Source organism: Paraburkholderia dioscoreae, assembly GCF_902459535.1.
GTDB classification, from domain to species: Bacteria; Pseudomonadota; Gammaproteobacteria; order Burkholderiales; family Burkholderiaceae; genus Paraburkholderia; species Paraburkholderia dioscoreae.
Genome location: NZ_LR699554.1, coordinates 1586699 through 1609819, shown reverse-complemented (window position 1 = coordinate 1609819; position 23121 = coordinate 1586699). Strand labels below are relative to the sequence as shown.

Annotated in this window: 21 protein-coding genes; 12 read left to right on the top strand and 9 right to left on the bottom strand. The window is 62.1% G+C overall.

Annotation, left to right across the window (positions count from 1 at the left end):
- Positions 1-167 precede the first annotated feature (167 nt).
- The 5 genes from PDMSB3_RS27415 (at position 168) to PDMSB3_RS27395 (ending at position 4876) form a co-directional block, all read left to right on the top strand.
- Positions 168-2369: a PAS domain-containing sensor histidine kinase gene (locus PDMSB3_RS27415; RefSeq protein WP_165188343.1), complete on the top strand. Its 2202-nt coding sequence runs from the start codon at positions 168-170 to the stop codon at positions 2367-2369.
- A complete protein-coding gene (locus PDMSB3_RS27410) occupies positions 2344-3033 on the top strand; it encodes a response regulator transcription factor (protein ID WP_405044805.1) in 690 nt (229 codons plus the stop codon). Before PDMSB3_RS27415 ends, PDMSB3_RS27410 begins: the two co-directional genes overlap by 26 nt.
- Before the next feature lie 288 nt (positions 3034-3321).
- The gene (locus PDMSB3_RS27405) at positions 3322-4278 is read left to right on the top strand and encodes a helix-turn-helix domain-containing protein (protein WP_007177158.1); all 957 of its coding nucleotides are present in this window, start codon (positions 3322-3324) and stop codon (positions 4276-4278) included.
- Entirely contained in the window at positions 4265-4432 is a 168-nt protein-coding gene (locus PDMSB3_RS27400) for a hypothetical protein (protein ID WP_007177157.1), read from the top strand. The genes PDMSB3_RS27405 and PDMSB3_RS27400 overlap by 14 nt, the downstream gene beginning before the upstream one ends.
- A gap of 51 nt (positions 4433-4483) precedes the next feature.
- A complete protein-coding gene (locus PDMSB3_RS27395) occupies positions 4484-4876 on the top strand; it encodes a DUF3331 domain-containing protein (RefSeq protein ID WP_007177156.1) in 393 nt (130 codons plus the stop codon).
- Positions 4877-5156: 280 nt separating this feature from the next.
- Here the strand turns inward: PDMSB3_RS27395 and PDMSB3_RS27390 are convergent, their stop codons facing one another.
- Positions 5157-6254: an alpha/beta hydrolase gene (locus PDMSB3_RS27390; protein ID WP_157187699.1), complete on the bottom strand. Its 1098-nt coding sequence runs from the start codon at positions 6252-6254 to the stop codon at positions 5157-5159.
- A 337-nt stretch (positions 6255-6591) separates the two neighbouring features.
- On the opposite strand from PDMSB3_RS27390, the gene PDMSB3_RS27385 reads away from it, so the two are divergent.
- Positions 6592-6792 (top strand): hypothetical protein, encoded by a 201-nt coding sequence (locus tag PDMSB3_RS27385; protein ID WP_007177154.1) that lies wholly within the window; start codon positions 6592-6594, stop codon positions 6790-6792.
- Between the two features lie 229 nt (positions 6793-7021).
- Here the strand turns inward: PDMSB3_RS27385 and PDMSB3_RS27380 are convergent, their stop codons facing one another.
- The 5 genes from PDMSB3_RS27380 to PDMSB3_RS27360 form a co-directional block, all read right to left on the bottom strand.
- Entirely contained in the window at positions 7022-7522 is a 501-nt protein-coding gene (locus tag PDMSB3_RS27380) for a hypothetical protein (RefSeq protein WP_165185985.1), read from the bottom strand.
- 98 nt (positions 7523-7620) lie between these two features.
- Complete coding sequence (locus PDMSB3_RS27375; RefSeq protein WP_165185987.1) at positions 7621-8109, bottom strand: hypothetical protein; 489 nt, start codon at positions 8107-8109, stop codon at positions 7621-7623.
- Positions 8102-10426 carry a hypothetical protein gene (locus tag PDMSB3_RS27370; protein ID WP_165185990.1) on the bottom strand — a complete coding sequence of 775 codons (2325 nt, stop codon included), beginning with the start codon at positions 10424-10426 and terminating at the stop codon, positions 8102-8104. The genes PDMSB3_RS27375 and PDMSB3_RS27370 overlap by 8 nt, the downstream gene beginning before the upstream one ends.
- Positions 10423-11970 (bottom strand): site-specific integrase, encoded by a 1548-nt coding sequence (locus tag PDMSB3_RS27365; RefSeq protein ID WP_165185992.1) that lies wholly within the window; start codon positions 11968-11970, stop codon positions 10423-10425. The genes PDMSB3_RS27370 and PDMSB3_RS27365 overlap by 4 nt, the downstream gene beginning before the upstream one ends.
- A gap of 1 nt (position 11971) precedes the next feature.
- Positions 11972-13297: a site-specific integrase gene (locus PDMSB3_RS27360; RefSeq protein WP_232064159.1), complete on the bottom strand. Its 1326-nt coding sequence runs from the start codon at positions 13295-13297 to the stop codon at positions 11972-11974.
- 167 nt (positions 13298-13464) lie between these two features.
- Here PDMSB3_RS27360 and PDMSB3_RS27355 point away from each other — a divergent pair, with 167 nt between their 5' ends.
- The 6 genes from PDMSB3_RS27355 to PDMSB3_RS27330 all read left to right on the top strand — a co-directional run bounded on the left by PDMSB3_RS27355 (position 13465) and on the right by PDMSB3_RS27330 (position 19107).
- Entirely contained in the window at positions 13465-14484 is a 1020-nt protein-coding gene (locus tag PDMSB3_RS27355; protein WP_035517178.1) for an AraC family transcriptional regulator, read from the top strand.
- Between the two features lie 124 nt (positions 14485-14608).
- On the top strand, positions 14609-15178 hold the full coding sequence (locus PDMSB3_RS27350; protein ID WP_007177152.1) for a carboxymuconolactone decarboxylase family protein: 570 nt from the start codon (positions 14609-14611) through the stop codon (positions 15176-15178).
- Complete coding sequence (locus tag PDMSB3_RS27345) at positions 15175-16278, top strand: acyl-CoA dehydrogenase family protein (protein ID WP_165188341.1); 1104 nt, start codon at positions 15175-15177, stop codon at positions 16276-16278. Before PDMSB3_RS27350 ends, PDMSB3_RS27345 begins: the two co-directional genes overlap by 4 nt.
- Positions 16275-17069: an ABC transporter ATP-binding protein gene (locus PDMSB3_RS27340; RefSeq protein ID WP_007177150.1), complete on the top strand. Its 795-nt coding sequence runs from the start codon at positions 16275-16277 to the stop codon at positions 17067-17069. The genes PDMSB3_RS27345 and PDMSB3_RS27340 overlap by 4 nt, the downstream gene beginning before the upstream one ends.
- A gap of 18 nt (positions 17070-17087) precedes the next feature.
- Positions 17088-18278, top strand: a complete 1191-nt coding sequence (locus PDMSB3_RS27335; protein ID WP_007177149.1) for an ABC transporter substrate-binding protein — start codon at positions 17088-17090, stop codon at positions 18276-18278.
- Positions 18271-19107: an ABC transporter permease gene (locus tag PDMSB3_RS27330; protein ID WP_007177148.1), complete on the top strand. Its 837-nt coding sequence runs from the start codon at positions 18271-18273 to the stop codon at positions 19105-19107. The genes PDMSB3_RS27335 and PDMSB3_RS27330 overlap by 8 nt, the downstream gene beginning before the upstream one ends.
- Before the next feature lie 167 nt (positions 19108-19274).
- Here the strand turns inward: PDMSB3_RS27330 and ssuD are convergent, their stop codons facing one another.
- From ssuD to PDMSB3_RS27315, 3 genes are read right to left on the bottom strand one after another with little or no spacing between them, the layout of a single operon-like run.
- The gene (gene ssuD, locus PDMSB3_RS27325) at positions 19275-20438 is read right to left on the bottom strand and encodes an FMNH2-dependent alkanesulfonate monooxygenase (protein ID WP_007177147.1); all 1164 of its coding nucleotides are present in this window, start codon (positions 20436-20438) and stop codon (positions 19275-19277) included.
- 49 nt (positions 20439-20487) lie between these two features.
- Entirely contained in the window at positions 20488-21858 is a 1371-nt protein-coding gene (locus PDMSB3_RS27320; RefSeq protein WP_007177146.1) for an LLM class flavin-dependent oxidoreductase, read from the bottom strand.
- Entirely contained in the window at positions 21858-23120 is a 1263-nt protein-coding gene (locus tag PDMSB3_RS27315; protein ID WP_165188339.1) for an SfnB family sulfur acquisition oxidoreductase, read from the bottom strand. The genes PDMSB3_RS27320 and PDMSB3_RS27315 overlap by 1 nt, the downstream gene beginning before the upstream one ends.
- Position 23121 lies beyond the last annotated feature (1 nt).

Sequence of the window (23121 nt, the reverse complement as noted above, 5' to 3'; positions counted from 1 at the left end):
TACCGGATTGAATGGGCCGGAGTCCTGCGTGTCTTCCTTCGGTGTGCCGTTCTTGCGGCACCACACAGGCTTCCGGTACTCGTCAACGAACGTTTGCCTCGAATGCCTATGCCAACATCGCGCCGTTTCGTCTGCCCCGTTCCCGCGCGGCGCGCTCAATCGACATCATGATATTCCGCTCACGCGCCGACCAACCAATGCGGCATGACGCGCGCGTGCTGTTCGCTCTCGCGGGTGCCATCGCGCTGATCGTATTCCTGATCGACGCGTTCACGCCACTCGATATCGCCATTGCAGTGCTGTATGTCGTCGTGGTGCTGCTTGTCTCATCGACAACGTCGCGGCTCGCTACGATCCTCACCGCATGGAGCTGCGTGGCGCTCACGGTGATCGCGTTTTTTATGTCGCATGACGAGCATTACTCGGTCGGCGCGATTGCGCGCTGTGCCGTCAGCCTGCTCGCCATCGCCACGACGTCGGTGCTGGCGTCGCGCAATCAGAAGAACACCGCGACGCTGCGAGAGCAGGTGCAGTTGCTTGATCTGACGCACGACGCAATCGTCGTGTACGACATGAATGATCTGATCACGTTCTGGAATCACGGCGCGGAAGAGGTCTACGGATGGACCGCGCAGCAGGCGATCGGCCAGTCGATTCATGAGTTGACGCAAACACACTCGTCTGTTCCGCTCGACGAGATTCGTATCGAGATGTTGCGTTCTGGCCGTTGGCATGGCGAATTGCAGCGCGTGCGCAATGACGGCACCGCCGTCGTCATTTCGAGCCGCATGGCGCTGTGGCGCGATGCGAAGGGCAAACCGCGCGCCGTGCTCGCCACTAACAACGACGTCACCGTCCGCAAGCAGATGGAAGGCGAGTTGCAGCGCCAGAAGGACGAATTGCGCGCGACCATCGATACGATTCCGGGCATGGTCTGGAGTTCGTCGAGCGACGGGCGCCTGAGCTTCATCAACCGGCGCTGGAACGAACTGGGCGTGACGCTTGCCGAAAATGGCGGCGACATCTGGCGCTCGATCGTTCATCCCGACGACTACGCCGCCGTACAGCACGCCTGGCACGAAGCCATTGCAACGGGCGCGCCGTTCGAAAACGTCTCGCGCATCCGGCGCAGCGACGGGGTGTACCGATGGATGCATATCGGCGCGGAACCGCTGCGCGATAAGGGCGACAATATTTTGCGCTGGTACGGCGTGAACACGGATATCGAAGAACGCAAGCAGGCGGAGCAGGCGCTCGCGCGCAGCGAAGCGTTCCTGTCCGACGCACAGCGCCTGAGCCGCACCGGCACCATTGCGACGAAACTGCCAGAGGGCGAGATGTGGTGGTCTGACGAAACGTATCAGATCTTCGGCTATTCGAAGCTCGTCACACCCGGTTTCCACCTGATCCTCGAGCGCTCGCATCCCGAAGACATCGCGCTCGTCAGGCACGCTTATCATCAGAGCCTCGCGGGTGCGCCCATCGTCGATGTCGAACATCGTCTCGCGATGCCCGATGGACGCATCAAATACGTGCATTACGTCGCGCGTCTTGCAGCACCGCAGTCGGCCCATCCCGAGTACGTCGGCGCGCTGATGGACGTGACGGAACGGCGGGTGTCGCAGGAAGCACTCGACCGCTCGACAGCCGAACTCGCGCGCGTGACGCGCGTGACGATGCTCGGCGAACTGGCGGCGACGATCGCGCACGAGGTAACGCAGCCGCTTGCGGCGATCGTCACGTGCGGCGACGCTGCCCAGCGCTGGCTGAACCGTCCGCAGCCCGACCTGAAGGAAGTCGGGCAGTCGATTAACCAGATGATCCGCGACGCCAGGCACGCGAGCGATGTGATTCGCCAGATACGCTCGATGGCGCAAAAGCGCGATCCGAGTCATACTATGCTCGATCTGAACGGCATAGTAAGAGACTCCATCGAACTGGTGCGCCGCGAACTGGATGGGCACCGCGTCGAAGTGGATGCCGACTACGCATGTCCGCCACTGCAAGTGTGTGCCGACCGTGTGCAGTTGCAGCAGGTCATCATCAACCTGATAATGAACGGCATGCAGGCGATGTCGGGCATCACGGGGCGGCCGCGGAAACTGTGGATCCGCACGCACCGCTTCGATGCGCGACATGCGCAAGTCCTCGTAGAAGACTCCGGCACCGGCATCAGCGCAGAGAACGCCGGGCGGCTTTTCAACGCATTCTTTACGACCAAGGCGGAAGGCATGGGAATGGGATTGTCGATCTGCCGCTCGATTGTCGAGGCGCACGGTGGCCGGATCTGGGCGGAATCGGAAGAGGGAAGGGGGGCTGTGCTGCAGTTCACTCTGCCGCTCGATGAGGAAATCTGCCGTGAGCAGTGAACCGGGCAACGCGGCGAGTCACTCGATCGTCTATATCATCGACGACGATGAGTCGATGCGTGAAGCGGTCAGCATGTTGCTACGCTCGGTCGGCTTGCGGGTTGAAGCGTTCGCGGCCGCACAGGAATTTCTTGCGTTCCAGAAGCCGGATGTGCCGAGCTGTCTGATTCTGGATGTGCGGCTCAAAGGGCAGAGCGGTCTTGCCGTGCAGGAACAGATTGCGGCAGGCGAATTGCGCGTGCCGATTATTTTCATGACCGCGCATGGCGACATTGCCATGACGGTCAAGGCGATGAAGGCCGGCGCGACGGACTTTCTCTCCAAGCCGTTTCGCGACCAGGACATGCTGGACGCCGTGGCGACTGCTCTCGGCAAGGACGAAGAACGGCGCGAAGTGGATCGCTCGGTCGCGGATCTGCGCCGCCGCTACGGGTCGCTCACGCCGCGCGAGCGCGAAGTGATGGCCTTTGTCGCGGGAGGCTTGATGAACAAGCAGATTGCCGGCGAAATGAACCTGAGCGAAATCACGGTGAAGATTCACCGCGGACAGGCAATGAAGAAGATGGAGTCGCGCTCGCTTGCCGACTTCGTGCTAAAGGCGGAAGCGCTCGGCGTCAAATCGCCAAAAAGCACCCCTACGCCACCGCGCGTTCAGCACGACTGAACCCGCACGGGTATCTTTACCCCCGAACGGCGACAATCACATCGCCGTTCGCTTTTCCCTGCAATCCCTCGAATCCCTCGCAATTTGACGCCCCCCGTGGGCCGTCGCGCGTTTTTGCACCTGCGCATTCTCGTCCGCATTAAACCTTCATATAGGTTGACCCACCCATTCGACGCCGTAGGCAACCGTCTGTACGGCTAGGCACGTGGGCTCCGTTTGATTAACTTTGAGTCATCGCGGTGCCGGTGTTTTGACCGCAGGAAGATCACTCTATCGGACGGACATATCATGCGCTCGCTGCTCTCGTATCCTGAAACCGGTGCCGACATCGCTTCGCCAGGCATCGCCGGCCCAATCGACGCCGAGCATCAATGGCGCAGCCCACGCGCGCATCACGCGCAGCCGCACCGGCAGCACGACAATGTGCTGGTGTCGCGCTGGACGCGCAACATCACCACACCGGTCGAAGTGGTCAATCACGGCAACGAGTCCGATCACTGCATCGGCCTGGCTCTGAAATGCGTGTCGCTGACCTTCAATCACGCGGGCCGCAGGCTCACGCAAGGGCGGCTGACTGCGGGTGTGGTCCAGGTTACAGCGCCCGCCGTACCCGTCAGTGCCGTCTTCGAATCGTCCGTCGATGTGCTGCATCTGTTCGCGTCGCAGCAAGTTCTCGCGGAGTGCTACGAAGACCTGTTTCAGCATCCACATGCGGGCGACATCGTGCTTGGCGACCCGAAGCTCGTGCGTGATCCCACACTCGACCGGCTTGGTCAGGCGCTGGCCGTTTCACAGACCAGCGACGCCGCGTTGGGCAAGGTTTTTACTGAAAGTGTCAGTCTCGCCATCGTGTCGCGCATTGTCGCGCGTCAATTCACTGTATCGAACGCGCAGAACCGCGAAGGGGCGGCGCTGCCGCAGTGGCGCATGAACCGTGTGGTCGAGTACATCGACGCGCATCTGTCCGAGACGATCGGCCTTGCCGACATTGCCGCGAGTGCCGGCCTCACCCGCATGCATTTCGCCGCACAGTTCCGGCGCGCGACGGGCTTGCGTCCGCATGAATACCTGCTGCGCCGCCGGATCGAACACGCACAGCATCTGTTGCTGAGCTCGAAGCACAACGTCGTCGATGTCGCGCTGAGCTGCGGCTTTCGCTCGCAAGCGCATTTCACGACTGTGTTCAAGCGCTTTGTCGGCGAGACCCCTTGCTGCTGGAGGATGAAAGCGAATGCCGCTCGATGAGCACGTCCATTCATTTCTCGCGATCAGCAAGGCGTTTCTGACGCATGCCGGCGATTCATTGTCTATCGACGACTGCCGCGAAGCCGACGAACCCCTTGTGATGGCCCATGTACACGGCGAAGTAGTCGATGAATGCCGCGACTCGCGGCGCTAGACCGAATAGAAAAGCCGTTCGATCAGGTAACGCTTCAACAGGAGTCGCGCCATGCTGGCAAACGCAAACATCATCGATCCGTGGATGCAAACCATTGGCTTGTTGTCCGCGCCTGCGGGCGGGCCGAAAGGCCGTGATAGTTGGCTGAATGGAGGCAACGGGGCGCGCCATGTTTACGGCACGTCGCTTCACACCGTCACGGTAAGCCTGATCGACCGGCCGTCGCCGACGACGGCGACGATCTCCTGGCGCGACTCGACCCGCTGTTGCTATGGCGACCAGGTCTGGTGCGCGTCGCGGGCCTACACCGAGGGCGTCTGCGCGATGAGCAGGCAGCCGATTCGTCGCGGCGACGCGGTGTACAAGCCACGCGCCTGCGGCCGGGCGCCGCGCAATGCCGACGCAATGATCCTGGCGTCCGTTCTCGACGACGGGTGTGGTTGATGGGTGTGGTTAATACGCCGGCTGCATCAGCGTTCGTTCGGGTAGTCGAGATCGATGCTCGCGAGCCTGATTGATTGCGCAACACTTTGCAGTCTGAAAAACGCTGCGCTACCCGCAGGGTCAATGGCTAAAGCTTGTTCGCTACATCGGGAACGGCGCATGGCCGCTCTCGAACTTCCCGGCATCACCGCTTATTTGCCCCCTGGCATGCCCGTCTTTGCGGGCCGTGCTGGCGATAAGCGATGTGAAGGCGGGCAAGCCCGCCTTCAGCAGCCGTTCCTTACTTGCCAATGTGTTCGCGGATGCCATCCGCGATCTGCCGGATAGCAGCCTTGGTGGCTGGCAGATCCCTCAGCCCATTGAGCAGGGCGAAATCGTGAATGGTTCCGTTATAGCGCACGAACACCGTTGACACGCCCGCGTCCTGGAGGCGATGCGCGTAAGCTTCGCCTTCGTCCCGGAGCACGTCATTTTCCTCGGTGATGACCAGGGTTGGCGGAAGTCCCTGCAACTCAGCCGTACTGGCGCGCAAAGGTGAGACGTACGGGTTCTCCCGTTCTTTCTCGGTCGGCGCATAGTGATCCCAGCCGTACTGCATAAAAGATCTGCTCAAGAAACGGTTATTCGCATATTCCTGGTAAGAGCAAGTATCGACTCCCGCATTGGTTGCCGGCCAAAGCAACACTTGATAGCTGATCTTTGGTCCGTTTCGGTCCTTGTCCATCAGGTTTAGGGCTGCGGTCATATTACCGCCAACCGAGTTGCCGGCCACCGCGATACGCCGTGGATCAGCGCCGAACTCGGATGCATGTGAGCTTACCCACTCGAGTGTCGCGTAAGCCTGGTTCAGTGGCACCGGAAACTTTCCTTCCGGGAGATTTGTAATTTCCGGGAACACGGCCGGCTGGCCGGATTCAACGACGAGGTCGCGCACCAGCCGCTTATGATTCTCGAAGTTGCCGGCAAGCCAGACAGCACCGTGGAGAAAGAGGATGACGCCGGGATGCGCAGCCATATGGTTGGGTTTCATGATGAACAACTTTATGGTGCGTCCGTCGACGGTCAGCGATTTCTCCGAGATCGTCACGCCCGACATATCGACGGGAGTCTTATTCTGCAGGCCGGTAAGTACCTCCTGGGGTTTGGGTTGAGGCTGTTCCCAGAACGGGCTTGGATCTTTATTAAGTGGCAACAGGAACTGGCGGACTGCCGGATCAATATTTTGATCGTCTGCGACGTTCGAAGGCGCTTCGGTGACATGCGCAGAACATGCTGTTGGCACGTACGGCGCGTCGTTGTCCTTGACGTCCTGTGCATGAGCCGTCGTGAGACTCAGGGCGGACCCCACGAAGACGGCTCCCGCTAAGACATTTTTCATTTCATGCATCATTCAGCTCCCGGTGAAAGAGGTGGCCCCGTTCGGTCAGACAGTCGGATCGAGTTAATAAGTGGCAGCGTCCGGGGTCATCAAGCTGCCGATTTAATCGCTGGCAGTGTCGCGAAGTACGCCTCATCCGGTGCCTGATCGGACAGACTCGAATGGGGCTGTTTCTGGTTGCAACGGTTCAGATAGTCGCCAATGAAACGCTTGCCACGGTTGACCGATTCACAGGTTTTCAGACACGTCCCAGTCCGTCCAAGATATCAATCCACGATGCGCGCATCTTTAGTGATACAGGTGCGGTTTCACAATCGCACGATCACCGGATCGACACATGGCTGGCCACTTCACCGGGCCACTTTTGCTTTGGTATAAGACCTTCAAAGCGTGTGCGCCGAGTTCACACAAGGTCGAGTTCGCGCATGCCGTTTCCGGGCTGGCTGGGTTGCTGCTGCATGCGCCGCAGCAGCCGGCCCGGAGCAGGAAACTGGACATTTCTAATGAGCCAGAACCAGACATTACTAAAAAGCTCTGACAGACAATTTGTTGATTCTTGGCACCTCGGGCATCGTGTTGCGAAGGTTTGTTCTTCAACTCTTCCCTTTATTTATAGCGGGGAAGTTATCCACAGGCGCCGCTATTCGCTGAAGGGCTGTTGCATCACCGACGTGCACCGTCTGTTGCGCGGTTGGGCGTGCGACTGCGCAACAACGGCGGCCGGTCGTGGCATCGCATGATCGGATGTTGTTGCGAATCCGTGCTGCCTAGGCAGGAAGGGTAGACCGCGTTCCGAGCTGCCACAGCATGTCGATGTTCTTCAGATAGGTCGCGACGTTTTCAGCAGGCGCCTGGATGATCGAATGCTGTGTGCTATCCATGCTATTGATTTCTGCTGTCCACGGATCATCAAGATGGGCGCATACGTCGGCGACGTCCTCGCAATATCGCTGGAACGTGTCATCGTCCCAAGTCTTGACGGTTGCGGGTGCAAGCAGCACTGAGAGCACGCCTTTGCGTTCGCCGATGAATCGCACCGGTGCAAGCAGGCCAGTGAGGTACATGATCAGAATCGCGTCGAGCACCCGGTCGTCGTGATCTTCGTCCCAGATAATTGCGAAGTCGAGGAACCTGCCGTACTGAATCTGGTTCATCAGGTCGTCGTGCCACGTCGGTACGCGTAAAACAGAATAATGCGTACCTCGCCCGAGGTATCCGACGGGGCCGGGCTCATCGTGTAATGTCTGGAAGCAGGGTGGGTAAGACATTTCGTGCTCCTTTCGGGAGAGAGGCGGCTTCCGCCGCCGAACCGCAGCCATTTCGTGGCTGTAGCGATCATGCAAACACTATCACGTCACCCAGACAGTCAACGCCGCCGTCTATCTCCACGGCGCTTCGGGCTTTCTTCCGGCATTGGAGATATTGCCGCCTCCGGTATCGCGCCAAGCTTCGCAAGTTTGTCGCGTGCATCGCGATACTGTTCATAGAATCTGGCCCATTTGCTGAAGCCACCCAGTTCGCCGACCGCGCGCAACATTGCAAGGTGTGAAGCCGTCAGCAGTTGCACAGTGGCTTCGAGTTCTGCAATCCGGATGTCCTTGTCGGTGAGCGACGCTGCGGTGTCGGCGCCAGACCGTTTACCAACGCGGCCGCGCCAGCGGCGGTATGCGGCCTGCCGCTGCCGATATTCAGCGAGCAACGTGCTCCGCGCTTCGCTGCGCGTAATTGACGATGCTGCGTTGATGGACGGGTGCAGGCGCGCGACAGCGCGAGCTGTAATGTCTTCATCATCGGCGAGCAACGCTTCGAGAATCTCGCGCATTGCGTCGTTGCCGGACCCGTTCGGTTCAGTCATCAAGTACTCCACGTTGCCGCGGCAGTGACAGGTCAACGCCGTCAGGGAAGGGACGTTTGCCCGATGGTGTTGCAAGAAACTTCTGGACGCCGGCAAGCCGCTTTTCCGCGTGATCAAGCTGGTTCTTCCAGCCAATGCTAGTCGATGGCCTGGCCTTGATCGTTTCCAGCGCGAGCTTGAACTTGCCCTCGAGCTGGATCAGGTTCTGCCGGTTCTCCGGCAGATCGGTCGCCGAGAGGTGGCGGCAATCCGCGAAGCATTCGAGGTGTTTGGGGCAGGGGTCAACCGTGAACGAATTCAGGCAGTGCCCGTACGGCGTGGCATGGAAGCCGTCCGCTTCGGCGCGAAGGTAATCGTACGCGGCGGCGTCGCCCTCCGTTGCCTGAATGCGCCGGAACGCATCAACGATCGGGCCGTTGGCCTTGCCGCCCTTGATGAGCCGGGCAACCGTGCTGGCCTTCTCGCCGAGCATGACCTCGATGTCCTGCGGGATTTGGATCTGGTCGAGGTCTTCTGCAAGACTGCGATGGTCGTACTCGTAACTCTGTGCGATGCTGCGCCGGTTGAAGCGCTTCGAGATGATCGTATCGGCCACGCCCAGGCGGAACAGTTCGGTGTTTTGCAGATGGCGCAGCATGTGTGGCTCCAATTTCAAAGCCCTGTCTTCGGCGGTCTCTCCATACTTCTCGAACAACGATGGCACTCCCTTGTCGTAACCAAGGCCGACGCCAATAAAGCGCGGATCCGGGCGGCTGACCGCCATGAAGCGGTTCACGTCGCAGAGCCCGTCGTTCCGTTCTTCAGCAAGCGAGCGCTTCGGCTGAACGAACAGAAACTCCCATGGTTGAACCACCCCGACTGCAAGTGGCAGCGGCGTTGTATCGGAGACCTTGGTCGGCGTCGTGGAGCGGACATGACTTTCAAGTTCGCCGACGTGCAGATAGGTGTTATGCCAGCCCATGCGCTCCCGGACTCCGATGACCTTGCCATCAGCACGTCGGAAGCGCAATGCGATCTGTTCGCTACGCATTTTGTCCAGCAGGCGCTTGCCGAACTGATATACCGCCATGTCAAGCGTAAGCGCACCTGACTGCTGTTTCCACCTTTGATGGATGTGCAGATCGATCAGTACCGATGGGTCGAAGCTATCCCGGTAGCGTTCGATGAACGGCTCCCGTTCAATTTCCAGCCAGAACGGGTTGCCCATCAGATGTGTATATACCTCGGTGAAGGGCACCAGGTCATGGGCCTCATACCACGGAAGTAGCCGACCGGCTTCGCACTGGAGCTTCAGCGTCGCACGTAGCGGCTCCGTGAGCTTTGCGACATGGTCAAGCGTCTCAGTCAACAGGCCACGGAACATATCTGGCACAGGTTGTGTTTCTTCGCGCAGGAAGCGACTGGCCGACTCGTCCTCCTGCTGCTTTTCCGCAAAGTGGCGAACCATCAGCGACGTAGAGATGCCACCGGATTCGCCCGCAGGCCGCCCCTTCGCGTCCAGATAGGATCGTTCCCGCCTCCAGTCAACCGGTAGCAGGGCAGCTTCACCAATGCGGAATCCAGTCACGATCATCGCGCGTACTGCGGCGAACCGCAGATCGTCCATGAACGTACGCGGCTTTTCGGTCATCACGATACGGGTCAGCTCCCAGAACGCCCGACGCTCCGGCAACCGCTCCTCACGCTTGCGGGCCTCCAGATCGGTGAGTAACTCGTCCTGCGACCAGGTGTGCTTTGCCTTGATCGCGCTTTTCATTTTCATGCGGGGAATGGCGAGCGACGAGTACATCTGTCCGGCATCGCAGATGTGCCGGGCGTCGAACACTACCTTGACGATGCCGGCCACCAGGTCCCCCAGCTTTCCCGTGGCCTGGATCGCCTTGCCGACATGGACCGCCAGACGCAGATCGTCCGCGATCAGTTGCCACGGTTCCTTGTCCACGCATGTAGCGATCACACGCAGCGGCCGGGCGATGCTTTGCGAGACATACCCTGCGGTGTGCCGTTTGAACAGCAACTGCTCGACGACCGCGGCCTTGATGAGGTCCTGCCAGGCGGCAGATAGCGGGCGCTTGCCGAGAGGCGTCAGGTCACGCTCGACACGCTCGGCATTGACGATCGCCAGCGCCTTCGCGTCACACCCGAGGTCACGCAGATAATGTAGCGGCGGTGGAACATCGCCAGCCATGGCGGTAAGGTTCCAGCCAACACTGTCGCGCGCGACGCCTTGTTCGTCGAGAAGCATGTTCCATGACAGGCCTTTCTCGCGGACCAGCGTTTTACCCAGCTCGATGAACGCGGAGTAGTGTGGGTTCATCGGTCGTTGCCTTCCAGTTCTTCGATGACCGTCTGTATCTCAGCGATCGTGCGCTGCAACTGCAGATAGGCCGGCGACCTGGTATTGCCGCGCGAACTCTGGTCGAAGAACGTCACCACTTCACGCATCGCAGCCAGCACACACTCATGCATTACCTTGTCGTGCAAGGGCATGAACTTCCCGCATCCATAGCACGACGTGACCGGGTTATAGGGGCAGGCCGGCTGGCCAGATGTGCAGCCACCAATTCCGGCAATCGGAATGCCGTGAGGCACACCGGCGATCTGTTGTTCACCTTTAAGAAGGGTGAGCTCTTCCGGGAGGATGAACCGGTCGTGGGCAATTTTCGCCACGCGCCGGTATATATCCGACGCGCCGAGCGCCCGGTTCACCCGTTCCGCATGAGTGGCCGATGTCTCGTAGTACACCAGCCCCGTCTGTATATGCGAATGGCCCAGAAACTCGGCTAGCTCTTCGTGACTCGCGCCGGCGTCGACGAGTCGTTGGGCCGCCGTATGCCGCAGATCCGTGGCCGTACCGAGGTCATCAGAGCCGATCAGTTTTCTGACGAGCACGGCAATTCGTGATCCCGCTTCGTAGCTCGATCCGACCGTAAAGAATCGAGCGGCACCCGTGACACCCTCCGTCTTTCGTTGCGCATGGAGCGAGGCGAAGAGCGGAGCCCACTCACGTTTGACCCGACGTGTGAGCGGTTTTCTTTTCGAGTTGCTTTGCTGCTTGGCCATGTGGAAGGTCAGATGAACCGTCGGCGGTCCATCCGGTGTGTCCTGCCAGATGCGAACATTTCGCATGCCCAGCATTGCAATCTGGATCGGGCGCATGGCGAACTGGTAGGCGCACAGCAACATCCCTGCGTCGCAAATATCCTCGTTCGATGGGGCCGTGGCCACCATGGACGCAAGGGCCACAACCATTTCATCCAGATGACGCACAACGGCTGCTTCTTCTTCCGCGCCCAGGAACACATCACCCGAGCGCACGCCCGCGTAAGCGTCGCGGGCAGGCAAGGGAAGGGCGGTGGTAATGTAGGCGTCGTAGGTATCAGACCAGCCTCGCAATCGATGGCGACACAGGAGTCGCAACAGCGCTTTCACCAGGATATAAGCCGACAGGGTCATCTCGCGCACCCGTAGTCTGGTCCAGACAGCCGTAATGCCGATGGGACCAGCGCGAACAATGTCAATGACATCGCCGAGCGCCAGATGGGGAGCTGCAATCAGGTAGTTTGCCGCGGTCGATACGTTTAGATTTTCACCGAGCAGGAACAGGAAGACGTGCTTCAACAGCAGGGCGTGAGTGTCCGCAAAGCGCGTAAAGTCGATCCTGATTATCCTGCCGTTGATTGCCAGTTCAAAGACCGCTCGACCAGCTGGATCCCGGATCGAATGCTGCACATCATCGAAGTCATCGTAATAGCGGATGACCGGTGGCAGCATTGGTAGCGCCGCCACAATCTGACCAATAACGTCATCGGCAGGAAACCGCTCGGGGAACAGGTCCGACTGGATTGGTGACTTGCCCATATCAGATGCTCCTGGGCAAGGCACGAAGAAGTGCGACCCGGTCGTCGAAGGCGTCATTCCATACACCCGTCAATCGATCCTCAAACACAGCCCGCGCATACCGGGACGGCATGGTCGATGCCTTGGACCAGCCGAAGAACGTCCGTAGCTTCTGGAGGGCTTCATCCATCGCGTCGCCTTGCTCCAGCAATTGACGGAGCCGGACTACGGCACACGTGTGGCGCAGATCGTGAGGCGTCACTGCGTCCTTGCCAGTTCGGTCCTTCAGTTCTGTCAGCACCTCGACCGGCAAGCAGCGCGACATCTGCGCAAATACTTTGGTCAGTGTCTCGGTCGACAACGGTGCATCGGTCTGTGAGTTCAACAGGAACGAGTGATCGGGTCGACCCCGATAGTTTTCGACATAGCGTTGCACCAGGCTGGCAGTCAGTTCGCTGACTGGCACCTGCCGAATCGAATGCACATTTTTGATGCTGGGCTTCGAATAGCGGGAGTCGCCCTCCGTGGTTGCATACTCGTTTTCCTGCACATTGAGCCAGTACCGCGTTCGCAGTTGCTTGTGGTCGTAGGCGCTTTTCACGGCATCGGCCGCAAGCAGCAGCACTTCGCCGCGTCGCAAACCCTGGTGCAGCATCAACACAAATGCGACGAAGACGCGCCAGCGTGTCTTGTCACGTTCAAAAGGATTTTGAGGAGATTCCGGGTCAAGCAGCGCATACAGCGCCTCGACGGTACTCGCCGGCAACGAGCGAACCGTCTCCACCGAATTGTCCCTGCGAACGTGGAGCTGGCTGTAAAGCGTGGAAAGCCTGTGCAGTCGCTGTTCGATGCGCTGCAGCCGTTCGTCGGCGACCTGACTCTTTGACAACCAGGTCACGACCGTCGTCACGAAGCCAAGCCCGGCTTGCCAGCGCTTTTCGTCGGCGCCGGTCACCGCCGGCTGATTTCGGATGGAGACGAACCACGATTCGAGAATCTGGGCCAGCGCGCCGTCGTCGAGTTCAGCCAGCGCATCATCCAGCGCATTCGGGCCAAGGAGACGGTCTGCATGTTGATAAAGATCCTCCAGATATCGCAGCTTCTTTGTGTGGGTGGAATCCGCCAGTTGCGAAGCCGTCATTGCCGACCAGACTGCAGCCCAATAACGCGGCAGCCCAACATCGTCGACCAGCACCGGACCACGAAGCGCCGACGGAACCGCGGCGCCGAGTAATTGCTGAAACACTGGGATCACCCGCAAAAATACGCAACGGGCGAAGTTACCATTAATGGGGACAGATTTTGCTCGGAAAACCGCCAGAAACTTGACCGAGCGCAACAGTTCCAAACATACCAGTTCTGTTGATAATTTATCTTATGTCAAATCAAACATCCACACGCCCGGCCACCACCCCATAAGCTAAGAACAAAATATTGGTTGCCCCCACGCGCGAGTCCGCTAACGTAATGAGCCAGCGTGCAGCCCCACGCATCCGCCATTACCCTTTGGAAGTCATGCCGCAAAATCCCGACAAGCTAGCCGACTGGCTGCTCTCCAGCCTCGAACTGAAGAGCACGGTTTTTCACGTCGGCCAGTATTGCGGAACATGGCAGGCGTCCACGGCCGGACGTCGGCGCGCGAGCTTCCACGTCGTGCTGCACGGTGAATGCTGGCTGCATCTTCCCGCCAGCGCGGAACGCGAAGCACACAGCCTGCGCCTATCCAGCGGTGACGCCGTGTTCCTGCTGCGCGACATGCCGCATTGTCTTTCCCCCGACTCCCGTCCGCCCGCGAGCGGCCACGAGAGCGCACGTTTCGGCACCATGTCGCCGCTGGCTCCGTCGCCCGCTGCGCCAACAACTTCGCCAACCGCGCCAGCTACGGCGACCGGCAGCGTCGGCATTGCATGCGGATTCTTCGAGTTCAACTCGGCGCTCGACGACATGCTGCTCAGCCTGCTGCCCGACCATATCGTCGCGCGGCGCAACAACCCGTCCCTCGACGGCGCGCGCGCCATTTTCGACCTGATCCGCGTCGAAGCGCTGCGCGATGCGCAAACGCCCTCGCCGCTCATCGCGCGTCTCACCGATCTGCTGTTCGTCTACGCGCTGCGGGCGTTGGGCGCCCGGGACGAAATCGTCCCGTGTTTCTGGTCGCTGATGCGCCGGGCGGAATTCGCGCCGCTCGTAACCGCGATTATCGAATCACCGGGCGAACGCTGGACAACCGGGACAATGGCGCAGTTCGTCCACATGTCGCGGGCGCGCTTCTGCAAGCAGTTCGTCGACATTGCCGGGCAACCGCCCGCGCAATTCGTCACGCTGATCCGGATGAAGCTGGCCGCGGCGATGCTCAGAAGCGGCGCGCGTACGCCGGACGCGGCCGAGCGGGTCGGCTACCAGTCCGAGTCTGCCTTCTCCCAGGCATTCAAGCGTGTGACGGGCGTTCAACCCGGCGCATGGCGACGCGCCTGCACCGCGCACGATTCCATCGAGACGCACGCATCAGCCGCCGGCGCCGCCGCGCTGCATTAAGCGCGACACTCTGCCGCACTCCGTCATCGGCAAGACAAACTCGCAGAAATCGCAGACAGCCGCGCATTGTGCGGACACAATCCCGCAGCCACAATGAACGCCTATCTGTGAGGAATGAATCGACATGAGCCGTCTACCGCTGCATACCCTCGAAAGCGCGCCCGAAGCGAGCCGCCCTTACCTCGAACGCGCACAGGCGGCCAACGGCTTCCTGCCGAACCTCGTCGCTTCGCTGGCGAATGCGCCGACCGCGCTCGAAACATACCTGACGGTCGCCGAAATCAACGGCCGCAGCGGCCTTACGCTCGCCGAACGCGAGACAGTGCAGATCACGGCGGCCGGCATACACGGCTGCGGGTTCTGTGTTGCAGGGCATACGGCTGTTGCATTGAAAAAAGCTCAACTCGATCCGCAACTGGTCGAAGCGATCCGCGAGCAGCAACAACCGCTGCCCGACCCTCGTCTGAATGCAGTCGCGATCTTCACGCGCGCGGTGATCGCCACACGCGGCGCCGTGCCCGACGACGCACTCGCCGCGTTCCGCGCAGCGGGATTCAGCGACGCGAACGCACTCGAAGTCGTGCTCGGCGTGAGTCTTGCCACGCTGTGCAATTTCGCCAACAATCTCGCGCAGAACGAACTCAATCCACAACTAGCCGCCTATCGCTGGGAAGCGGGCGCGCACGCCGCATGAAACCACAGCCGCTGACTACCACAGCACCGGATCTCGCAACATGGCTCGACGCTAACGCCGAGGCTATCGACACCAGGCAAGATCTGGCGCACGAGATCCTGCCGCGGCTCGGGCGCGCGGATCTTTTCCGGATCGGCGTGCCGGCGCATGAAGGCGGTCTGGACGGCACGGCGGTCGACGCGATCGAAGCCATCACCAGCGTTGCCGCCCATTCGCTGACGGCGGCATTCGTGTTCTGGGGTCAGCGCACGTTCATCGAATATCTGCTGCAGAGCCCGAACGAAGCGCTGCGCGCGCGCTGGCTGCCCGCGTTGTTGCGCGGCGAACTGGCCGGCGCAACGGGCCTCTCGAACGCGATGAAGTATCTGTCGAACATCGAGCCTCTGCAGATGAATGCGACACCCCGCTCCATCCACGGAGTCGCCGCGGGCTGGACGCTCAACGGCAAGCTGCCGTGGATCACGAACCTGCGCCGCGAGGGTTTCCTTGCCGCCGCCGCGTTCGATCACAGCGACGGCGCACCGCCTTCGATCTTCGCGATTCCCCACGACGCAGCGGGTGTCGTACGCAGCGACGATCTCGACCTGATTGCCCTGCGTTCGAGCAACACAGCAGCCCTCACGGTGGAGCGCGCCGCGCTCGACGCAAGCTGGCAGATCACCGCCGACGCGCCCGCCTTTCTTGCGCGCGTGCGCCCGGCGTTTCTGGGTTTTCAATGCGGATTGTCGATCGGTCTCGCCCGCCGTGCGCTTGCCGCAATCAATGAAAGCAGCGCGCCGGCCCGCGCGGCCGTGGAGGACGAAGTCGCCCCGCTCGCACACGAACTCGACGCGCTGACAAACCGGCTATTCGACGGTGTTCAACACGGCACCTTCGTTTCGGCGCCTGCCGCGCTGTTCGAAGTGCGGATCGGCCTCGCGGCCGCGGTCGATCGCGCCGTGCGCCTCGAAGTCGTGACCGCGGGCGGACGCGGCTATCTGCGAGAACAGGGCGGCACCGCACGGCGCACGCGTGAAGCGGCCTTCGTGCCGATCGTCACGCCGAGCATCGTGCAGCTGAAAAACCAGTTGGCACAGCATCAACGGACCAGGGCCGCATGAGCAACGCCATCAGCACGAGCGCGGCGCGCGTGGAGGTGCGCGAAGTCGGACTCAGCTACGCGGGGCGTCGCGTGCTGGACGGTATCGATCTCAGCGTGCGCGCCGGAGAACTCGTTTCCGTGCTGGGACCGAGCGGCTGCGGAAAGTCGACGTTGCTGCGTATCGTCGCCGGACTGCAGCAAGCCGAATCCGGCTACGTCGCGGTGGACGGAGTCGCCCTGCGCGGTCCGCGGCCCGACGTCGCGCTGGCGTTTCAGGATCCGTGTCTGCTGCCGTGGCTGTCGGTCGAAAAGAACGTGGCGTTCGGGCTCGGCTTTTCACGTCAGCCGGAATTGTCGCGTGGCACGCGGCGCGAGCGCGTCACCACGGCTTTGAACCAGGTTGGGCTGGCGCATGCCCGTCACTACGCGCCGCGCCAGTTGTCCGGCGGCATGGCGCAGCGCGCGGCGCTCGCGCGCTGCCTGGCCCGCAAACCGCGCACGCTGCTGCTGGACGAACCATTCGGCGCGCTCGACGAAGTCACGCGTGCCGAGATGCAACAGCTACTCGTGGACGTGGTACGCGAGACGGACGCCGCGACCCTCCTCGTCACACACGATATCGACGAGGCGTTGCTCGTCTCCAATCGCATCGTGGTGCTGGGCAATCGCGGCAAGCTGATCCTGCAACTGACCGTGGATGTCCCGTCGCCGCGCGAGATGCACCTCGAGGCGCTCGGCGCGTTGCGCATCCGGATTCTTCAGGCGCTGCGCGATTCGATGTCGCGCGCGGCCCTCACCGCCCCCATATAGAAAGAAGGCAAAAAACGCATGTGCCAGCTTCCGATGTCCCGCCGCGAGTGGCTCAAGCTCGCTTCGATGTTCACCGTCGCCGGCGCCGCGCCGTTGCTTGGCGCGCTCAACGCGCGAGCCGCCACGGACCCGAACGCACCCGTGCGCATCGGCTATCTGCCGATCACCGACGCCACGCCTTTACTGGTCGCCCATAACAACGGCTATTTCGAAGCGGCCGGCCTGGCCGTCGAGAAGCCGACGCTGCTGCGCAGCTGGGCGCAACTGGTCGAAGCGTTTCTGTCGGGTCAGGTCAACGTAGTGCACCTGCTCGCGCCGATGACGATCTGGGCGCGCTACGGCAGCCAGGCGCCGGCGAAGGTGGTCGCGTGGAATCACGTCAATGGCTCGGCGCTGACCGTGTCGCCCGACATCGACAAGGTCGCGGACCTCGGCGGAAAAACAGTGGCGGTGCCCTTCTGGTACTCGATCCATAACGTCGTCGTACAGGACATGTTGCGCACGCAGGGACTCGTGCCCGTCTTGAAGAAAGACGGCGAGCTCAAGCCGAACGAAGTGAGACTCATCGTCATGGCGCCGTCGGACATGCCGCCGGCGCTGGCGTCGAAACAGATCGCCGGGTTTATCGTCGCCGAGCCGTTCAATGCGGCGGCCGAAGGGCTAAAAATCGGCAAGGTGCTGCGCTTTACCGGCGACGTCTGGAAGAACCATGCATGCTGCGTCGTGTTCATGCACGAGCGGGATCTGACCGAACGCGCCGCGTGGTCGCAGAAGGTGGTCGATTCGGTGGTGAAGGCGCAGTTGTGGACGCGCGCTCATCCGCAAGAGGCCGCGCAGCTGCTGTCGAAAACCGGCCAGAACCATTACACGCCGCACACGGCCGCCGTATTGACCGAAGTGCTGGCCCCTGCGCCCGGCGATCAGGGCCGCTATCTGGCCGATCGCGCGATCATCCATGCGGACTGGCACGCGAAGCGGATCGATTTCCAGCCATATCCCTATCCTGCCTATACGGAAGAGCTGGTTCGCCGCCTGAAAACGACCCAGCTCGAAGGCAATGCGCAGTTCCTGGGTCAACTCGATCCGGCATTCGTCGCGCGCGACCTGGTGGACGACCGTTTCGTGAAAAACAGCATCAAGTCAGTTGGCGGGATGCAGGCGTTTGGTTTGCCGGAAGGGTTTTCGCGCACGGAGACGATCGTTGTCTAGCCTGTCGACGCGCCCTGCTCCCGCGCCTGCCGTCAACCCAGCCGCGCGCGCGAACGGCGCCGTATCGTCGGGCTGGCTGGGTCGCGCCGCACTCGGGCTGGGAGGCCTCGTGGGCATCGTCGCGATATGGTGGCTGGCGGTCGCCGTTTTCGCCGCGCCCGGCACGCTCGCCGCGCAGTTTTCGCCGGCCCGCGCGTTCGAAACGCTGCCGGCGCTGATCACCGACGATCGTCTCGCCGTCCACATCGTCACGAGCCTGCGGCGCATCGCCATCGGTCTGCTGTGGGCGTTGCTGGTCGGCGTGCCGCTCGGTTTTCTGATCGGCCGCGTGAAAGCGCTCGATACGGCCTTGTCGCCCACGCTTCAATTTTTGCGCATGATCTCGCCGCTGTCGTGGATGCCGATCGCCGTGATGTCGCTCGGCGTCGGCGACCGCGCGGTGTATTTCCTGCTGGCGTTCGCCGCCGTGTGGCCACTGATGATGAGCACCGCCGCCGGCGTCGCGCACATCGACAAGCGCTGGTTGCAGCTCGGCGAAAGTCTCGCGGCCACGCGCGGCGAAATGCTCTGGCATGTGTATGTGCCCGGCATCGCCGCGCATGTGCTGACCGGCGTGCGGCTTGCCATCGGTATTCTGTGGATCGTGCTGGTGCCGGCGGAAATGCTCGGCGTGAGCTCAGGCCTGGGCTATCTGATTCTCGATACCCGCGACCGCCTCGCGTATTCCGAGCTGACTGCGGTGATTCTGGTTATCGGTGCGCTCGGGTTTCTGCTCGACTTCGCCGCGCGCCTGGCTTATCGCCGTTTCGGCCTCGGCCGGGTCGAGTAGGAGCGATAGCGCGGTTGCTATATGCGGTTGCTATATGCGGTTGCTATATGCGGTTGCTATATGCGGTTGCTATATGCGGTTGCTATATGCGGCTGCTTGATGCGGTTGCCGGAATCCCGCGCCTTCGCGGGATTCCGGTGCACTAACTCACGCCCTCTTCGACTGCTTTACACGTGCGCCTTGGGTCGAGCTTCACTTTCTTTGCTCGCGCCGGCGTTTGCCCGCACATCGAAGGCGCCGCCCGTCAGAACCTGATCGCGCAAGGTGACCGGTTTCTTGCCGGGCAACAGCGGGAACACGAGTTCCGCAAAACGGATCGACTCCTCGAGATGCGGATAGCCGGACAGCACGAAGCTATCCGCGCCCGCGTCGACGTATTCCTGCAGCCGCGCGGCGACCGTCTGCGCATCGCCGACCAGAGCCGTGCCGGCCCCGCCGCGCACCAGACCGACGCCGGCCCACAGGTTCGGGCTGATCTCCAGCTTGTCGCGGCGCCCGCCGTGCAGTTCCGCCATCCGGCGCTGTCCGACCGAATCCATGCGCGCATAGTTCTCCTGCGCACGGCGGATGTCATCGTCGTCGAGCTTGCTGATGAGGCGGTCGGCTTCGGCCCATGCTTCCTCATTGGTCTCGCGCACGATCACATGCAGACGCACCCCGAGTCGCAGCTTGCGGCCGTGGGCGGCCGCGCGCCGCTGCACATCGGCGAATTTTTCGGCTACGGCGGCGGGCGGTTCGCCCCACGTCAGATAGGCGTCCACATGCTTGGCCGCCAGCTCATGCGCGGCCGGCGACGACCCGCCGAAATACAGCGCCGGCGCGGGCTGCTGCACAGGCGGATGAAAGTTGCGCGCCTGCTCCACGTGAACGTATTTGCCCTTGAAGTCCACCGTCTCGCCGGCAAGCAGATCGCGCCAGACGGTGAGGAACTCATCGGCTGCCGCATAGCGCTCGTCGTGCGGGAGAAATACGCCGTCGGCGGCAAGTTCGGTGGCGTCGCCGCCTGGCACCACGTTGAGCAGCAGGCGTCCATGCAACGCCTGGTCGAGCGTGGCGGCCTGGCGGGCGGCGGCGGTCGGGCCGCTGACCGAGGTGCGCAACGCGACCAGAAGTTTGATGCGCTGTGTCACCGGCACGAGGCTCGCGGCGGTCACCCACGGATCCTGACAGCTGCTGCCGGTCGGAATCAGCAAACCGTCATAGCCCAGATTCTCGGCCGTGACCGCGATCTGACGCATATATTCGTTGGTGGGCGGCCGGCCGAAATCGGACTTGCCGAGATAGCGCGTATCGCCCGAGGTCGGCAAAAACCAGAAGATATCGAGACTCATACGTGCTGCTCCTGTGACGAACGTTGGGCCATGCTGATGGTGTGTGTGTTCATACCGCCTCCGCGGTGTGCTGTCTGAAGCTTGCTGCCGCATGCCGTGCCGGTAACTGATCGCCCTGCCCGAACAGCTTGTGGCGCAGCGTACCGTCGGCATAAGCAGTCTTGTAGAGGCCGCGATTCTGCAATTCCGGCACGACCAGATCGATGAAATCCTCGTAGCTTTCCGGGACCACCGTGCGGCTCAGATTGAAGCCGTCGACGCCCGTTTCCTCGATCCATGCCTGCAGTTCGTCGGCCACCTGAGCCGCGCTGCCGACAATGGCCGGATAGCGGCCGCCGAGTTCGAACATCTCCAGCAGCTTGCGGCGTGTCCAGCCGTGCTGTTTGGCCGTGCGCGTGGCCGATTCGATTGCGTTGCCGGGCGCGTAGTCCACGGGGGCGTCGAGATCGTATTGCGAGTAATCGATGCCCGTGCTGGCCGCGAAGTGCGCGAGGCCCGCTTCGCGGCTCGCGTATTGCAGATAGTCCGCGTATTTCTCGCGGGCCTGTTGTTCGGTTGCGCCCGCAACCACCGCCGCGCCGACGAATACCTTGACGTCGTCGGGCTGGCGGCCGGCCTGCACCAGTTGCTCGCGCAACGTGCGCACGGTCTCGCGCGCGACCTGCCGGTTCGGCGGCGAGATGAACACGCACTCGGCATGACGCGCCCCAAAACGCTGGCCGCGCCCGGAACTGCCGGCCTGGAACAGCACCGGCGTGCGTTGCGGCGACGGCTCGGCGAGGTGATAGCCTTCGACGTTGTAGTACCGGCCCGCGTGCCGCACCTGATGAACCTTAGCCGGGTCCGCATAGACGCGCCCCGCCTTGTCGCGCAGCACCGCGCCCTGCTCCCAGCTGCCTTCCCACAGCTTGTAGAGAACCTCCAGGTATTCGTCCGCGCGGTCGTATCGTTCGTCGTGCGGGAGTTGCTCGCTGAGCCCCATTGCGCGTGCCGCGCTGTCGAGGTATCCCGTGACGATATTCCAGCCCACACGGCCTTGCGTCAGATGATCCAGCGTCGAAAAGCGGCGCGCGAGAAGATACGGCTGCTCGTAGGTGAGATTGACCGTCACGCCGAAACCAAGGTGCTCGGTCACGGCGGCCATTGCCGACACCAGCAGCGTGGGATCGTTGACGGGCAGTTGGATCGACTCGCGCAACGTCACGTCCACGTTGTGCTGATAGACGTCGTACACGCCGACGATATCGGCGAGAAAGAGCCCGTCGAACAGTCCGCGCTCCAGCGTACGCGCGAGATTGGTCCAGTACGGCAGCAGCCGATAGTCGCTCGAACGGTCGCGCGGATGCGTCCACAAACCGTGGTTGATGTGGCCCACGCAGTTCATGTTGAACGCGTTGAGCAGGATCTGTTTTTTCGCCATCACAAGGCTCCATGCCGCGGCGGCAGCTTGTCGTTGAGGTAGAAGTTGCCCACGGCGTGATACTTCCAGCGCACCGGGTCATGCAGCGTATGAGTGCGGGCATTGCGCCAGAAGCGGTCGAGGCCGAGACCGTCGAGCGTCGCGGCGGTGCCGGCGAGTTCGAACAGACGCGAGCCGGCATCCAGCGACGCGGTGGTGGTGAGCGCGCGCGCCTCGGCCACGGCGATCGACGCCTGCGCCACCGATTGCTCGGTGAGCTGCGCCTGCGCCGCGTCGACGAAGCGGCCCGCGCGGCGCAGCAACGCTTCTGCCGCGCGCAGCCGCACCGAAATGTCGCCGAACTGCGCAATGGTCAGCGGATCGTCGGCGGCACGTTCCACCTTCGCGTCGATCCACGGGCGCGAGCGCTCCCGCACGAACTTCAGGCCGGCTTCGAACGCGCCACGCGCCTGACCCAGATCGATCGCCGCGTGAATGATCTGCGCAAGCGGTCCGATCGTCGTGGGGCGCTCGAACGACGCCTGAAACGGCACGATCCATTCGGGCTCGACCCGCACGTGATCGAACTGCACCGAACCGCTGCCGGTGACGCGCTGGCCGAAACCATCCCAGTCGTCCGTTACGGTAACGCCCGGCGTGTCGCGCGGCACGAACGCCAGATAGGTGACGTCGCGGCCCTGCTCTTCGGCCACGACCAGCGTGGGAATCCAGTGGGCGTAAAGCGCGCCCGTGCAATAGAACTTCCGGCCGTCGATATGCCAGCCGGCCGCCTCGCGCGTGAGCCGTGTGCGGCGTTTGAAATCCTTGTGGCCGATTTCGGCGAGCGCGTTGCCGAAACGCTCGCCGGCGAGTACGCGTCCGTAGAAAAAGCGCTGCTGTTCAACACTGCCGCCGACGCGCAACACCTCCAGTGCATAGAAATGGTTTTGCGGGATCTGGCCGAGCGAGCCGTCGGCCACGGCGATCGTCGCGGTGACTTCGGCGAGCGTGCCGTTGCTCACACCCGCGCCGCCGAATTCGCGCGGCACGGTGATGCCCCACAGGCCGCTCGCCACGAACGCGTCGAGCTCGGCCCACGGAAGCCGCCGTTCGCGATCGCGCAGCGCGGCGTCTGGTGCAAACGCCTCGGCGAGACGCCGTGCGGCGAGAAGCGCCTGCGCGTCGTCTGCGATCAGATCGGGGGTGGGTAGCGAACGCAGTTCGCGAGGCAGCGCGGCCGGCGCGGCGCTGCCGCTAGCTGCGGGAGAAAGATCGATAGTCATG

Coding starts and splice junctions, on each gene's coding strand:
- PDMSB3_RS27415 (WP_165188343.1), top strand. CDS start 168: ATGATATTCCGCTCACGCGCCGACCAACCAATGCGGCATGACGCGCGC.
- PDMSB3_RS27410 (WP_405044805.1), top strand. CDS start 2,344: ATGAGGAAATCTGCCGTGAGCAGTGAACCGGGCAACGCGGCGAGTCAC.
- PDMSB3_RS27405 (WP_007177158.1), top strand. CDS start 3,322: ATGCGCTCGCTGCTCTCGTATCCTGAAACCGGTGCCGACATCGCTTCG.
- PDMSB3_RS27400 (WP_007177157.1), top strand. CDS start 4,265: ATGCCGCTCGATGAGCACGTCCATTCATTTCTCGCGATCAGCAAGGCG.
- PDMSB3_RS27395 (WP_007177156.1), top strand. CDS start 4,484: ATGCTGGCAAACGCAAACATCATCGATCCGTGGATGCAAACCATTGGC.
- PDMSB3_RS27390 (WP_157187699.1), bottom strand. CDS start 6,254: ATGAAAAATGTCTTAGCGGGAGCCGTCTTCGTGGGGTCCGCCCTGAGT.
- PDMSB3_RS27385 (WP_007177154.1), top strand. CDS start 6,592: ATGGCTGGCCACTTCACCGGGCCACTTTTGCTTTGGTATAAGACCTTC.
- PDMSB3_RS27380 (WP_165185985.1), bottom strand. CDS start 7,522: ATGTCTTACCCACCCTGCTTCCAGACATTACACGATGAGCCCGGCCCC.
- PDMSB3_RS27375 (WP_165185987.1), bottom strand. CDS start 8,109: ATGACTGAACCGAACGGGTCCGGCAACGACGCAATGCGCGAGATTCTC.
- PDMSB3_RS27370 (WP_165185990.1), bottom strand. CDS start 10,426: ATGAACCCACACTACTCCGCGTTCATCGAGCTGGGTAAAACGCTGGTC.
- PDMSB3_RS27365 (WP_165185992.1), bottom strand. CDS start 11,970: ATGGGCAAGTCACCAATCCAGTCGGACCTGTTCCCCGAGCGGTTTCCT.
- PDMSB3_RS27355 (WP_035517178.1), top strand. CDS start 13,465: ATGCCGCAAAATCCCGACAAGCTAGCCGACTGGCTGCTCTCCAGCCTC.
- PDMSB3_RS27350 (WP_007177152.1), top strand. CDS start 14,609: ATGAGCCGTCTACCGCTGCATACCCTCGAAAGCGCGCCCGAAGCGAGC.
- PDMSB3_RS27345 (WP_165188341.1), top strand. CDS start 15,175: ATGAAACCACAGCCGCTGACTACCACAGCACCGGATCTCGCAACATGG.
- PDMSB3_RS27340 (WP_007177150.1), top strand. CDS start 16,275: ATGAGCAACGCCATCAGCACGAGCGCGGCGCGCGTGGAGGTGCGCGAA.
- PDMSB3_RS27335 (WP_007177149.1), top strand. CDS start 17,088: ATGTGCCAGCTTCCGATGTCCCGCCGCGAGTGGCTCAAGCTCGCTTCG.
- ssuD (WP_007177147.1), bottom strand. CDS start 20,438: ATGAGTCTCGATATCTTCTGGTTTTTGCCGACCTCGGGCGATACGCGC.
- PDMSB3_RS27320 (WP_007177146.1), bottom strand. CDS start 21,858: ATGGCGAAAAAACAGATCCTGCTCAACGCGTTCAACATGAACTGCGTG.
- PDMSB3_RS27315 (WP_165188339.1), bottom strand. CDS start 23,120: ATGACTATCGATCTTTCTCCCGCAGCTAGCGGCAGCGCCGCGCCGGCC.